At 57.2% G+C, this 13,465-nt stretch carries 13 protein-coding genes; 10 read left to right on the top strand and 3 right to left on the bottom strand.

The genetic code is table 11. The features are described from left to right. From WMP97_RS11115 to WMP97_RS11105, 3 genes are read left to right on the top strand one after another with little or no spacing between them, the layout of a single operon-like run. Positions 1-2,817 (top strand): DEAD/DEAH box helicase, encoded by a 2,817-nt coding sequence (locus WMP97_RS11115; RefSeq protein WP_340440512.1) that lies wholly within the window; start codon positions 1-3, stop codon positions 2,815-2,817. Positions 2,818-2,849: 32 nt separating this feature from the next. Beyond that, positions 2,850-3,977, top strand: a complete 1,128-nt coding sequence (locus tag WMP97_RS11110; RefSeq protein ID WP_248098262.1) for a M24 family metallopeptidase — start codon at positions 2,850-2,852, stop codon at positions 3,975-3,977. Further along, positions 3,978-4,724 carry an SDR family oxidoreductase gene (locus WMP97_RS11105; RefSeq protein WP_340440511.1) on the top strand — a complete coding sequence of 249 codons (747 nt, stop codon included), beginning with the start codon at positions 3,978-3,980 and terminating at the stop codon, positions 4,722-4,724. It abuts the gene before it with no gap. Here WMP97_RS11105 and WMP97_RS11100 read toward each other — a convergent pair. Continuing rightward, positions 4,721-5,527 carry a precorrin-3B synthase gene (locus tag WMP97_RS11100; protein WP_239206031.1) on the bottom strand — a complete coding sequence of 269 codons (807 nt, stop codon included), beginning with the start codon at positions 5,525-5,527 and terminating at the stop codon, positions 4,721-4,723. The genes WMP97_RS11105 and WMP97_RS11100 overlap by 4 nt on opposite strands. Before the next feature lie 85 nt (positions 5,528-5,612). Here WMP97_RS11100 and WMP97_RS11095 point away from each other — a divergent pair, with 85 nt between their 5' ends. From WMP97_RS11095 to WMP97_RS11085, 3 genes are read left to right on the top strand one after another with little or no spacing between them, the layout of a single operon-like run. Next, the gene (locus WMP97_RS11095) at positions 5,613-6,215 is read left to right on the top strand and encodes an FxsA family protein (protein WP_248098257.1); all 603 of its coding nucleotides are present in this window, start codon (positions 5,613-5,615) and stop codon (positions 6,213-6,215) included. Continuing rightward, the gene (lnt, locus tag WMP97_RS11090) at positions 6,215-7,744 is read left to right on the top strand and encodes an apolipoprotein N-acyltransferase (RefSeq protein WP_340440510.1); all 1,530 of its coding nucleotides are present in this window, start codon (positions 6,215-6,217) and stop codon (positions 7,742-7,744) included. Before WMP97_RS11095 ends, lnt begins: the two co-directional genes overlap by 1 nt. 5 nt (positions 7,745-7,749) lie before the next feature. Beyond that, positions 7,750-8,643: a polyprenol monophosphomannose synthase gene (locus tag WMP97_RS11085; protein ID WP_340440509.1), complete on the top strand. Its 894-nt coding sequence runs from the start codon at positions 7,750-7,752 to the stop codon at positions 8,641-8,643. 78 nt (positions 8,644-8,721) lie between these two features. On the opposite strand, the gene WMP97_RS11080 is transcribed toward WMP97_RS11085, so the two are convergent. Beyond that, entirely contained in the window at positions 8,722-9,105 is a 384-nt protein-coding gene (locus WMP97_RS11080; protein ID WP_023021567.1) for an RNA polymerase-binding protein RbpA, read from the bottom strand. A 121-nt stretch (positions 9,106-9,226) separates the two neighbouring features. On the opposite strand from WMP97_RS11080, the gene WMP97_RS11075 reads away from it, so the two are divergent. From WMP97_RS11075 to WMP97_RS11060, 4 genes are all read left to right on the top strand, one after another. Then, positions 9,227-9,577 carry a hypothetical protein gene (locus tag WMP97_RS11075; protein ID WP_239206039.1) on the top strand — a complete coding sequence of 117 codons (351 nt, stop codon included), beginning with the start codon at positions 9,227-9,229 and terminating at the stop codon, positions 9,575-9,577. 3 nt (positions 9,578-9,580) lie between these two features. After that, a complete protein-coding gene (locus WMP97_RS11070; protein WP_301732073.1) occupies positions 9,581-10,282 on the top strand; it encodes a YceI family protein in 702 nt (233 codons plus the stop codon). Between the two features lie 12 nt (positions 10,283-10,294). Beyond that, positions 10,295-10,459: a hypothetical protein gene (locus tag WMP97_RS11065; RefSeq protein WP_340440508.1), complete on the top strand. Its 165-nt coding sequence runs from the start codon at positions 10,295-10,297 to the stop codon at positions 10,457-10,459. Positions 10,460-11,054: 595 nt separating this feature from the next. Beyond that, a complete protein-coding gene (locus WMP97_RS11060) occupies positions 11,055-11,963 on the top strand; it encodes a Dyp-type peroxidase (RefSeq protein WP_239206043.1) in 909 nt (302 codons plus the stop codon). Here WMP97_RS11060 and WMP97_RS11055 read toward each other — a convergent pair. Further along, positions 11,960-13,273 (bottom strand): SAM-dependent methyltransferase, encoded by a 1,314-nt coding sequence (locus WMP97_RS11055; RefSeq protein WP_239206045.1) that lies wholly within the window; start codon positions 13,271-13,273, stop codon positions 11,960-11,962. The genes WMP97_RS11060 and WMP97_RS11055 overlap by 4 nt on opposite strands. Positions 13,274-13,465: the final 192 nt, after the last annotated feature.

Here is a 13,465-nt window from a genome sequence, read left to right as displayed (position 1 = left end):
ATGACTGAAACTCATCTGGATTCCTTTTCTGCAGCCCTGCCATACCCCTTGGATGAGTTCCAGGTTAAGGGCTGCCAGGCCGTAGAGGACGGGCACGGCGTGTTGGTGTGCGCGCCGACCGGCGCCGGCAAAACCATTGTGGGCGAGTTCGCAGTATCGCTGGCATTAAGCCGAGGTACCAAGTGCTTTTATACAACTCCCATTAAGGCGTTGAGCAACCAGAAGTATCACGACTTGGTGGAAGAGCACGGTGAGGAAGCCGTCGGCTTGCTCACCGGTGATGTATCGATCAACTCCGATGCAGAGATCGTCGTTATGACCACCGAGGTGCTGCGCAATATGATCTACGCAGAATCCGCAGCACTAGATCGCCTTACCCATGTGGTCATGGATGAGATCCACTTTTTGGCCGATGCCTCGCGCGGCGCAGTGTGGGAAGAGGTAATCCTCAACCTGGCAGACCATGTCTCCATCATTGGTCTATCTGCCACAGTGTCCAATTCGGAAGAATTCGGCGATTGGCTTTCCACTGTGCGTGGCGATACCACTGTCATCGTTTCCGAACACCGCCCAGTTCCGCTCGACCAGTGGATGATGCTGGGACGTAAGATTTATCCGCTTTTCGAACCCGAATCCGGCGGACAAGTCAACACCGAGCTGGCGCGTAGAATCCAGCGTCTTGAGGCCGGCGATACCGACGACGGTCGCGCAGACTATAAGTCCGGCAAGGGTTTTCGCGCACGCGCCCGCCACAAGGGCGGCGGTCGTAGTGAATTCCGTGGAAGGGGAAGGGGACGCTCCGGTGCTTCTCGCCAGCAGGATCGCTATCGCCCCTTGGGCCGTCCGGAGGTACTGAAAGTACTCCAGTCCCAAGACATGCTGCCGGCCATTACCTTCATTTTCTCCCGCGCTGGCTGCGATGGCGCGCTCTATCAGTGTCTGCGCAGCCGCATGGTGCTTACCTCCCAAGAAGAAGCGCAGCAGATCAAAGAAATCGTCGATGCTGGTGTAGAAGGTATCCCCGAAGAAGATCTACAGGTCCTAGACTTCAAGCGATGGCGCGAAGCCCTTTCCCGGGGCTTCGCGGCGCACCATGCAGGTATGCTGCCGGCCTTCCGGCACATCGTGGAAGACCTCTTCGTACGCGGCCTCGTCCGCGCCGTCTTCGCTACCGAAACCTTGGCTCTCGGCATCAATATGCCGGCGCGCACCGTGGTGCTAGAAAAACTCATCAAATTCAATGGTGAGGCCCACGTTGATCTCACCCCCGGCCAGTACACGCAGCTAACTGGCCGCGCGGGGCGTCGCGGCATCGATACCTTGGGCAATGCAGTCGTGCAATGGGCCCCCGCCATGGATCCGCGTCAAGTAGCCGGCCTTGCTTCCACCCGCACTTACCCTCTCATTTCTACCTTCGCTCCAGGCTACAATATGGCAATCAACTTGCTGGGCATGCTTGGGTTCGAAGACTCTCTTCGGTTGTTAGAGAAGTCTTTTGCCCAGTTCCAAGCGGATGGCTCGGTGGTGGAAGAAACCCGTGAAATTGAGCGCGCGGAACATCGAGTACGCGAGCTGCGCAGCCAGCTGGATGATGCCGTGGCATCGCTCGCACCTCCTGCCAAGGATGGGGAAGATCCCGCCGAGGTACTGATGGACTACGTCCGCCTGCGCCGCGAACTCAGCGCTGAAGAAAAGCAGTCCAAAATCGATAGCGCTAACCAACGCAACCAAGAAGTAATCGCGGTTCTGGGACGCCTGCAGCTAGGCGACGTTATTGCCATGCCTGGCAAGAAGCGCCCTATTCTCGCTGCGGTTGTCACGCCCGCTAACCAGACCGCGGATCCCCGCCCGTGGATTACCACGGAATCTGGGTGGTCTGGTCGGATCGACGCCGCTGGGATCAATAACCCTCCCATTCAGGTGGGGCGCATTAAAATCCCCAAGCCGGTACGCAAGAATCCGCGGCGCAATACCCGTTATGTGCAGGATGTCTTGCACCGAGAGCACTTCGACCGCCCCAAGCGAATGAAGTCGCAGCCCCGTACTCGGCCCAATAAGCGGGTAGGGCAGTTGCGCGATCAGCTACGCGCTCATCCCGTGCACGAGTGGCCGGCTACTGATCGCGAGCAGCTGGCGGGCTTGGCACAAAAACTGGCGCGACGCGAGCGAGATCAAGATAAGCTCCAGTCCAAGGTAAATAAGGCTACAGATACTTTGGGCCGCACCTTCGAGCGCATCGTGGACCTTCTGGCAGAAATGGACTATGTCGAGTTCACCGGGGTAGGTTCCGAACGCACGCCCGTAATTACTGAGGAAGGCGAGCGTCTAGCCAAGATTCACAGCGAATCCGATCTGCTCGTGGCACAGTGCTTGAAGCGCGGGATTTGGGATGAGCTGGATCCTGCCGAGCTTGCCGGCGTTGCTTCTTTGTGCTGTTTCGAGAACCGCAAGGCTACCAGTGGGCAGCCAGAAGCAGCTACCGAGCGCATGGCCGATGCCATGAATGGCACGTGGCGCGTTTATACCGAACTCACCGCCGATGAGCAGCGCCACCGTCTGCCGCCTACCCGTGAGCCGGAGGCTGGTTTCGCCCTGGCCGTCCACCAATGGGCAGCCGGTGCCCCCTTGGGCTATTGCATGGCTGCCGCTAATGAAGCCGGCGCCGAACTTACCCCCGGTGATTTTGTCCGCTGGTGCCGGCAAGTCATTGACCTCCTGCAGCAGGTGGCGAAGACCGGCTATGACGGCGAGATTCAGCGCAATGCCCGTAGGGCTATCGATGCCGTTCAGCGCGGTGTGGTAGCCATCGGCGCCTAGAGGCCGCGGCTTGGGCGAGTAGACTCTGGGACATGACTGTTACTCAGACTTTTTCCGCTGATGTCTACGCCCAGCGCCTGCAGGCCGCCCAACAGGCCGCTAAGGACAAGGACATCGATCTGCTCCTCATCGGTACGGGTCCAGACTTTGCCTATCTCACTGGCTCCTGGGTTTCCTCGCACGAGCGCCTTACCGTTTTGGTCGTGCCGCAGCAAGGCAATGCCTGGATCGCTGCGCCTAATACCGATATCACCGATATCAAGGCGGCTCCAGTAGGAGAGCTGGATGTAGAGCTGCGGGGTTGGAACGACGGCGATAATCCCTATGAGCTAGCACTAGATGGTGCAGGCGCTGCTCTAAACAACGTGGCCTTGGGGCAGTCGCTGACTGCAGACCACGTCCTGCGTTTTCAGGATCTGATCCCACTCGCTAATTATCAGTTGGCTACCTACGCGCTGGCGGAGCTTTTTACCCGCAAGGATGAAGCTGAGATTGCTGAGCTGCGCAAGGCTGGCCAGGCCATCGATGCGGTCCACGCACAGGTGCCAAAACTCCTCCAGCCGGGCCGCACCGAGGCGGAGGTGGCTCAGGAATTGGAAGAGCTCATCTTGCAAGAGCACACCGTTATCGATTTCGTGATTGTCGGCTCGGGTCCGAACGGCGCCAACCCGCACCATAGTTTCTCGGACCGTGTGTTAGCGGAGGGCGAGCCAGTCGTCGTCGATATCGGCGGCACTCTGCCTTCTGGTTACCACTCCGATTGCACCCGCACCTACGTGGTCGGCGGGGACGTTTCCAAGGCACCGCAGGACTTTCAGGATGCTTATGCCGTGCTTGCCGACGCCCAAGCAGCCGCCCGCGCCGCAGCTCACCCCGGTAGCACCGCCGCAGAGATCGATGCCATTACCCGCAAGGCGATCGCTGCAGCCGGCTGGGGCGACAACTTTGTCCACCGCACCGGACATGGCATTGGACTATCTACGCACGAAGAGCCGTTCATTATGGAAGGCAATGACCTCACATTGGAAGAAGGCATGGCCTTTTCCATTGAGCCGGGCATCTACGTGGAAGGCAAGTGGGGCATGCGCTTGGAGGATATCGTGGTGCTTACTAGCGATGGCTACGAGTCCCTCAACCTAGCTCCGCGTGAAGTCCGTTAAATGGCTGGCGTATTAATACTTGGCGGTCGCAGTGATATCGGCGGCGAAATAGCTCGGCGGGTGGCTCCCGGTAAGGACATTGTGCTCGCTGCTCGTGGCACCCACGGAATGGACGGTAGAGAACAGCAGTTGCGGGCGGCGGGCGCGCGCAGCGTGCACTTGCTTGATTTCGACGCCGCAGATTTTCCGTCCCATGCTGGAGTTGTCGATCGCGCGATAGAGCTAGCAGGACCTCTGGAGATTGCGGTTGTAGCCTTTGGCATCCTGGGTGACCAGGAGCGAGCGGAACGCGATGCTTCCCACGCGGTCGACATCGCCACGATTGATTACGCGGCGCAGATTTCCCTGCTCACCTTGGTTTCTGAGCGCATGCAGCGCGGCCGCATCATCGCGTTTTCCTCGATCGCAGGGTGGAGGGCCCGTCGAGCGAATTACGTCTACGGTTCTACCAAGGCTGGTCTTGACGCCTTCTGTCAAGGTTTGGCCGATAAGCTGCACGGCAGTCGGCTAGGACTCATTACCGCACGCCCCGGCTTCGTGATTGGCAGCATGACAGAAGGAATGAAACCGGCGCCGCTTTCGGTGCGTCCAGAGGATGTGGCCGAGGCCGTGGTCAGCTGCATAGACCACGATGCACGGCGCGGTAGACCGCGTTCGCGCACCATCTGGATCCCCAGAGCTCTACAGGGCCTAGCGTGGATCATGCGCCTCGTGCCGCGCCCAATCTGGCGTCACATGCCACGCTAGAGTCTGCGATCCTGCTGCTGTGCGCGAAGCAGTGGGGAGTTGATGTCGAAGATGAATCCACGCGGGGCGAGTACGCGCAGAACCACCTCGGCATCGCCCTCAGCGATATTGTGAAAGACTAATCCACCCCACGGGGTGACGGTGATGTCTACCTCCAGCTGCCCAATGAGCTGTGCAAACTCGGCTGGAATTGCGCCTTTATGAACGCCTGCGCCCAGATCAACGATGCCCGCAGGCAGATGCTCATCCAGCCAGCCAATGGGGCCGGGTTCTGCCAGGGCGGAGCTTGTGTGTTCCTCGGCCTCCGCGCGCTGGAGTGCTTCCTCATAATGACGGGCGGCGGCGTGTGGGGTAAGTGGGGCAGTAGGGGCGTCGACAAGCGGGGAGCGCCCAAGGTGCAAAGAACCATCCTTGTCGATGTTTAAACTCACACCAGCGGCACCCGCGGGCAAGCTATCCTCTTCCGCGATGACTGCAAGACCTGGCCCGCCTTCTATCGCACCCAATTCAGCCGCAATATCTTGGGCCGCCTGCTTGGCCGCTGCCGATAGGGGTGAGGCCAGCACCGGCACCGTGGCGGCATGTAGATGCAGGCCCTGGAGCCGCCGCTTAAGCGCCTCCGCATCCGTAATTCCGCGCAGCTCGATGGCAGAAAACCGGTCGATGTACACAAATCCATCCGCGCAATCACTGGCGCATTCTGCCAAAGTTACCCAATCTGGGGCGTGGGTGCTGCCGCCGGCAACGTGGATGCGGGTGCACGTGCCGTACTGAGGGTCGTCGAAAAGCGCAGGAGTAAACATGCGCACCAGTTTAACCTGCCGCAGCTGCAGCATAGTTCACGAGTGTTGCCAGCGCATTTTCAGTCTGCCTCGTTAAACTGAGGCCATGCCGTTTTTCTATTTTGCTCTCTACATGGTCGCAGAAACCCTGACTTTCTGGGCCGTATCCACATGGATCGGTGTAGGTTGGGCGCTAATCGCACTCTTTGTCACCATGTTTTTCGGAATGTCCATCGCCGGCATTGAAGTCCGGCGCTTGATGGGAAAGCAGGTCGAACGCACAGGAGACGGCACTTACGTTGTCCGCGGCGGCAATATGGGCAAGACTGCCAGCAACGTAGGTCTTACCTTGGTAGGCGGCATGTTGCTCTCCTTGCCTGGCTTCCTAACCACGATTCTCGGCGCCCTACTTATTTTCTCGCCCACCCGTGCAATCATCCGCACAGTTATGGCAGCGTCTTTGTACCGCAAGATCGAGAATATGGGTGTCAAGATCTACGAGGCAACCCCGATGGCGCAGCAGCATGACACGTATGGCGATTTTGTCTCCTTCGGCCGCGGACAAGCCGCACACAGCGGGCACCCGAGTACTCAGGACGCTGGCCCACATGAGGTCTTGGATGAGGAAGAGATTCGCCGGTGGACTGAAAACCTAGATCCGGATGACTTTGGCCCTGCCGGTGGCGAGACCAAGGGCGGCAAGAGCTAGTGTTGCCTATCCTTGCCCGCCTTTTAGTGGCGGGCCTTTCTGGTCTGCTTACTTATGCCGCCATTGAGCCCCGCGGCTGGTGGTGGGCCGCAGTAGTAGGTATGGGCTTGCTCTATGTGAGTTTGATGCCTTGGGGAACTAGACACGTCTCCGCCCGTCTGGGCGCACTACTCGCGGTAGCGCATTCACTCGTGCTCTATCTTCTCACCTTGCCCTGGATCGGTGAATTGGTGGGAAGCGGGCCGTATATTGCGTTGGCAGTATGGCTTGCGGTTTACGCCATCCTATTGGGCTTTGGCGGCGCTGCGGTGGCACGGTGGAAGTACGGTTTTATTGCTTTCCCGTTCGTCTACCTCGCGGTGGAGGTGCTGCGTTCTTCTCTACCTTTCGGTGGTTTTTCCTGGGTCAAACTGGCTTGGGGGCAAATCGACGGGCCGCTAGCCAAGCTAGCGCCGTGGGGTGGCACCTCGCTTATCACCGTCGCCACAGTACTGTGTGGCTGCGGAATCGCCGCCTTGGTGATTCAACGCGGGTGGAAGGCCAAGGCCGTCGCACTGGTGACAGTTATTCTTCCCCTTGCGACCGCGACGGTAGCGGGCTTGAGCATCAACCGCGACGACTCCATTGTCGGTGAAGCAAAGGTTGCTGCCATTCAAGGAAACGTGCCTCGCATGGGCCTAGATTTTGCTGGGCAGCGGCAAGCGGTTCTCAATAATCATGTGGCTGAAACGAAGAAGCTGGCCGCGCGCGACAAGGACATCGACCTCGTCATCTGGCCTGAAAACTCATCCGATATCAATCCTTTCCATGACGGTAGGGCAGCCGCGGCAATCAGTGGTGCCGTTGATGCGATTGATGCCCCCGTTCTGGTTGGCACCGCTACGCGCGATGACGTGGGCGCCCGCAATACAATGCAGGTCTTTGCCCCTGGCCACGCGGTAGGGGACCACCACTATAAGAAGTACCTGCAGCCTTTCGGTGAGACCATGCCGATGCGGGATTTCTTTGCCAAATTTTCTGACTACGTGGATTTTGCCGGGGACTTCAAACCCGGCGATGGTCCAGGTGTGGTTTCCATGGCGGGCGTGCCGGTAGGCGTGGCAACGTGTTACGAAGTCTCTTTCGACAACGCCTTTAGAGAATCGGTCAAAAATGGCGCACAATTACTGACTACGCCAACCAATAACGCCACCTTTGGCTACTCGGATATGACTTACCAGCAATTGGCCATGAGCCGGCTGCGTGCGATGGAAACAGACCGTGCCGTGGTGGTGGCGGCGACCTCTGGAGTATCTGCCATTGTTCACCCCGATGGCCGCGTCAGCCAGTCCACGGAAATTTTCACGCCGGCCGCTCTCGTGGAGCAATTGCCTTTGCGTAGCGGCGAGACCTTTTCCGTTAGGTATGGTTCGCCCCTGCAATGGCTCATGGTTATTATTGGAACAGTCTGCGCACTGGTAGCTTTGCGCACAAACCGCCTGCGACGCACCCCGCGCCGCTCCGGCACAGATACATACGTAGGAGCATAAACACTGTGAGCACGCTTGAAGCCTCGACCTTGGTCATCATCCCGACCTATAACGAGATCGAAAACCTCCCTCTCATTACTGGACGCGTCCGCGCGGCGGTCCCAGAGGTGCATGTCCTCATCGTGGACGATAACTCGCCCGATGGCACCGGCGACAAGGCCGATGAGTTCGCAGCGCAGGATGACCATATCCACGTTCTCCACCGCGAAGGCAAGGGTGGCCTGCTAGGCGCCTATATCGCTGGCTTTGAGTGGGGCTTGGAGCGTGATTACCAAGTACTGTGCGAGATGGATGCAGATGGCTCCCACGCGCCGGAACAGCTCCACTTGCTGCTAGAAGAGGTAGACAAGGGTGCGGACCTAGTGATCGGCTCCCGCTATATTCCGGGCGGCGAGACCGTCAACTGGCCGGCTTCTCGCGAGTACCTTTCCCGCTTGGGTAATATCTACATCTCCGTGGCGCTGGGCGCTGGCCTGTCCGATATGACCGCCGGTTATCGTGCCTTCCGCCGCGAACTCCTCGAATCCATTGATTTCGACGAGCTATCCAAGGCGGGCTATATCTTCCAGGTGGATCTGGCTTTCCGCGCGGTTAAGGCCGGCTTCGATGTCCGCGAGGTTCCTATTACCTTCACCGAGCGCGAATACGGCGAGTCCAAGCTTGATGGTTCCTTCGTGAAAGATTCCCTGCTAGAGGTAACCAAGTGGGGCGTTGCCCACCGCACGGAGCAGCTGCAGGATTTCGGCGACGCCGTATCCAAGTTGGTCAATCGTGAAGTCAAGGATGGCTCCATTCACGATCTAGGCGTGCAGGCCCGCAAGAGCGCCGGCTGGGCATCTGACTTCGCCGGGGAAATTGCTCACCTAGCAAAGCACCAGATTGCACAGTTGAAGAAGTAGCCCATGCTTCAACGCTAAAGGCCCGTACCGTTCCTTAGTAAAACTAAGGAGGTACGGGCCTTTAGCTGCCGCAGAACCTTATGAGTTCTTTTGCTGCTGTTCCTGCTGCTCCTTTAGCAGGCGGGCTGCGGAACGGCGGCGGGAGCGCAGGTGGTTAATGCGCTCTTCTAGGAGCTCGTCCAACTCCTCAATGGAGCGGCGCTCACGCAGCATATCCCAGTGGGTACGTGGCGGCTTAGCCGGCTTAGACTCAACGCCTTCACCTTCTACAAGGTGGCCTAGCTTGCCGTTTTTGCACATCCATTCCTCAGGGATTTCAGCATCATCCGCAAAAGGCACCTCATAAATCTCGCCGTCTTCGGTGCGGTACTTCACCATTTGGCGTGGTGCGAGGTCGTGGTCGCGGTCGGTTTCGTAGCTGACTGCGCCCATACGGCTGCCACGGAGTACGCGATCTGCCATGCAACATCATCCTTTTCAAAGAGATCCCTGATTGAGTGCGAAGCAAAACTTCGCCTAAGAGCTACTAATTATAACGAACACCCTCGCGTCTTTGTTCCCAGCCCGCCTAAAATGCACTAAAATGTATCGGGTGATCCGTACAGCTAGTCGTGAACGCAACGTCGGTTCCTGCCAATGGTGTGGGAAGGACATTGATCAAGGCGGTAGAGGGCGGCCACGTAAATTCTGCAGCGCCTCGTGCAAACAGCGCGCGTATGAGCAAAGAAATAATGTTAGTGGCACGGGAATTCCCGCTAACGCTGTGATCCTTACTCCGGAAAAGGCAGAAAGTTTGCGCGACGGACTTTTTGAACTACGTTGTTCCGCAGAAGATATCAATACCGCCGCGGAGGAAGGCGCTAGTGCGCAGGAGCTTGCCGGTTTGTGCGAAGAGCTTGTTGCCCTGGCCCGACGCCTAGAAGGACTTCGATAGAAGATGAAAAAGCTTTTTTATAACCGCAAGCTCGTCATCACCATCTTTGTGGTGCTCATTGTATTGCTCACCGCCGTGGCCATTGGCCCTATGGTGTATTCGCTTCTCAAGGGCGCCGGTGTAAAAACAGAGCCTATTTCCGCCGATGGAGCTAAGGCCGCGTCTACGGAACTAGATGGATCCTGGCAGGTTGCCAAGGGGCGTGCTGATAATCATACCTCGGTTGGTTTTACCTTCAATGAGATTCTACCTGCAGAAAAGACCACCACATCTGGTTCGACCACCGAGGTGACCGGTCAGGCAGAAATTTCTGATTCCACCCTCAAAACCGCGACGGTCACCGTGGATATGGATGAGTTGTCTACGGATAAAAAGGTCCGCGACCAAAACATGAAGTCCAAACTCTTTGAGACGCAACTTTTCCCGGAGTCTTCCTTTAAGCTCACCAAACCCGCTTCGCTTGCCGACGTCCCAGATGACGGCACCATTGGCACGGTAAAGCTCACCGGTGACTTGACCATCAAGGATGAGACACACGAGGTTTCCCAAGACTTTGACGTTCTCCGCGACGGGGATAACATCGTCATCGGCGGCACCGTTCCAATTAACCGCCTTGATTATGGCGTAGAAACCCCGGAAATGTTGGCAGCAAAGGTCGAGGAAAAGGGCGAGGTCAATCTTCGCATTTCCTTCAAGAAGGACTAATAAGGACGAGCCATGAACACCCGCCAAATGATCCCGTTTATGTGGCTGCGCCTTCTTATAGTCATCGGCTTTACCATTTTCGTAGTCGTTCAACACATGTGGGTCATCGTAGCGATTTCTGCCTGCTTGGCGCTTTTGACTATATGGCAGCTGTGGAGTGCTTACCGTAATCGTTAAATAAGACATCCAAAGCGAGCGGTAGTTGCCCCGAATATCGTCAATGTGACGTTATATAGTGGTGTGATTTTACATGCTCCAGTAGGGCGTATTTTTGCCGAAATCCACCCGTCCGACCACCCATCGGGAGCCACACGCCATAGATGGCTGGCGCCCGTGGCACGGCGGGGCTCAATAGTGCTTAATAGTTAAGGCGCCTGGCGTCGCAGAGGCAGACTGCATACCGGCGGCCCTCAATAGGATTAGCCAGCCAGCTTGGCGGACCAGTGGCCACTGGAGTGTGTCGCGGCAACTGCGCGACATCGCAAAGCAGAGCTTCACAGCAGAAGGCGGAGCGAAGATAATCGCCGCAATAAAAGGAGCAGGCGGGGATTCTGATAAGACCGACCAGAAGGCTCGAGGTATGCCAAGGTATAAATGAGGAACTGCCCAACAATGGATAAATGTCCGATAATGTACATTATGTCATTTTATCTGGGTGCCATTTCCCCTAGTGCGCAATCGCGCGCAATGAATTCTTCGCCGCATCTCCATTGCCCGCGATTTGTCCCCCGCTAGCATTCTGTGCCCCTTAAGGGTGCGTAAAATCGGCATTATGACGATTCAGCATGTAGTAGATAAGCCTTCCCGCGCAGCGCTCTTCTTGGTCCTTGAAATCAAGGATGGCGGCGAGCAAGCCACCCGCGATATGCTTTCGGGGTTCGCTGGACTGTTTAAGTCCGTAAACTTCCGTTATAACGACGGCGAGCTTTATACCGTAGTCGGCATTGGCGCCTCCATGTGGCCTCGTTTGACCAGCGCACCTATGCCCGAACACCTCAAGGAATTTGCTGCTATTGACGCCGCACATAAGGCACCGGCAACACCGGGCGATATTCTCTTGCACTTCCGTGCCAATAATTATGACCTGTGCCACGAAATGGCTCGCCAGGTACTCAATCAGCTGGGTGAGGCTGCAACGGTCATCGATGAGACCCAGGGGTTTAAATACCTTGACCAGCGCGACCTGCTCGGCTTTGTAGACGGCACCGCCAATCCCCTCGCCGAGGAAGCTTTGGATACCGTATTGCTTGACGACGCCGCCGATTACCCTCGTGGCTCCTATGTCACCGTACAAAAATATATCCACGACCTCGACAAGTGGAACGAGCTGAGCACCGAAGAGCAAGAAAAGGTCATTGGTCGCACCAAGGCTGACGATATCGAGCTCGACGATGGTATTAAGCCTTCCAATTCTCACGTTGCTCTCAACGACCTTGAGGAAGATATCTACCGCGAGAATATGGTCTTTGGTTCTTTTGCTGCTGGTGAGATGGGTACTTACTTCATCGGCTATGCAAAGGATCCAGAAAACGTCATGGAACGTCTGCGCAATATGTTCATCGGCAAGCCGGAGGGGAACTACGACCGCATTCTAGACTTCTCCACCGCTCTTACTGGCACCAACTTCTTTGTGCCCAGCGCGGACCTGATGAAAAACTTCGACGAGCTACCGCCCGCCTAGCGTCGTCCCCCACGGTTGCGGTGGGCCAATCCGAATTGCACCGCGTCAATCATTCCGAGCGTCATTAAGGCCTCGCGGAGGGCAAATTGGAAGGTCCACAGGCGGCGGAATACTGGGTCGAACCCAGCCGCCGCGGCCTCCCGCAGGTGCCCATCAAAAAAGGATCGTTGCTGACGCAAAGATTCTAGGTAGTGTGTCCCCACGTGTGTTTCCGATACGATGCGCAGGTTCGAGTTCTTATCGACGAGCTGGTGCAGCTCCGCGGTAAGCGGATAGTCCAGTGCAGGCCACACATATGCACGCAAGGCCTGAATCGAGGCCTTTCCGGCGTCGGTCATTGCTTCGGTCGCCACAAGGGACTGAATTCCTGCCCGGCCATTAGGGGTTAAGAACCGGTCGACTGCGCGAATATACTCTTTGCGCTCCTGTGGGCTAAGCTGTTCTATCTTTTCCACGGTGACGATTGCGTCATAGTGTCCGCGCCATTGCTTGGGATTTGGGACAACCCCGGGAATGCGTTCCACATGGATGGAATCATCTGCCCCCTCGAGCACGAGCGCCTCACGCATATGACTTATCTGATCTACGTCGCTGGTCAATACGTCTACCGTTGCGCGCCGCTTGGTTGCGCGCATGGCAGGCTGCATTCCAGCGGCTGGGTACACCAATAGGTGGGTTCCGGCGCCGGTGCGAGTGACGTCGAGAAGCCAATCAGCGGCGCGACGCTGGGCATCGCCCAAATCATCTCTGTCCACACTCGTGGGCTCGCTTAGCGTCGTGACATCCACGAAGTGGCTTTTCGGTTCCTTGCGGCCGGCCTTGGGGCTATAGCTTTCTACTGTCTCCCTAATGGTCGTCGGCACACCGCTAGAAAAGATGCCACCCACATGGCTTAAACCATCACCGGAATAGAGCCGGACCAACTCCATCGGCAACTCCCCTGGCTCCGAATTGCCGGCGCCTAGCATCTTGGCCTTGGGAAGATATCCCACCCCCAGCAACCGCCCAAGCACTTTTACCAGCTGGGAGGACGAGCTGACGGACCACTCTCCTGCCATAAAGCTTTCTGCGAACCCCAGCCATCCACTGGCGGCGATTCGTTCAAACAAGGCATCGTGTCCGACCTTGAGATCTGGTCCGCCCTCTACTTCCAAGTCGAGTTCCAATCCGGCGTCATCGCAAGCCTTGGCAAATTCAGCCTCTGCACGGCGAGCCTTTAAACCAGGCCAACGAGATGAAGGGACTGTAGCCACATTGGGCCAGGAATCTGCATCGATGGAGCTCAAATGCTCGGGGCGGATAAAACTCATAATGCCAGGTGCGCTCCTTGGTGGGCGGAGGAAGTCACTATCGGCAATTACCTTAGTCAGCTTGGCACGCACCTCGGCTTAGGCGCTCCGCACAGGCGCAATGGTTCCTGCCGCGAAAATAATAACGATGCACGGAAGTTTATCAGTCAATGAGTATGCACGTTCTGTTAGAAGTGTTTACACTGAATGGGT

The organism is Corynebacterium sp. KPL4072 (assembly GCF_037908395.1).
In the GTDB taxonomy this organism is placed as follows: domain Bacteria; phylum Actinomycetota; class Actinomycetes; order Mycobacteriales; family Mycobacteriaceae; genus Corynebacterium; species Corynebacterium kefirresidentii.
This window is presented reverse-complemented; position numbering and strand designations above follow the sequence as displayed.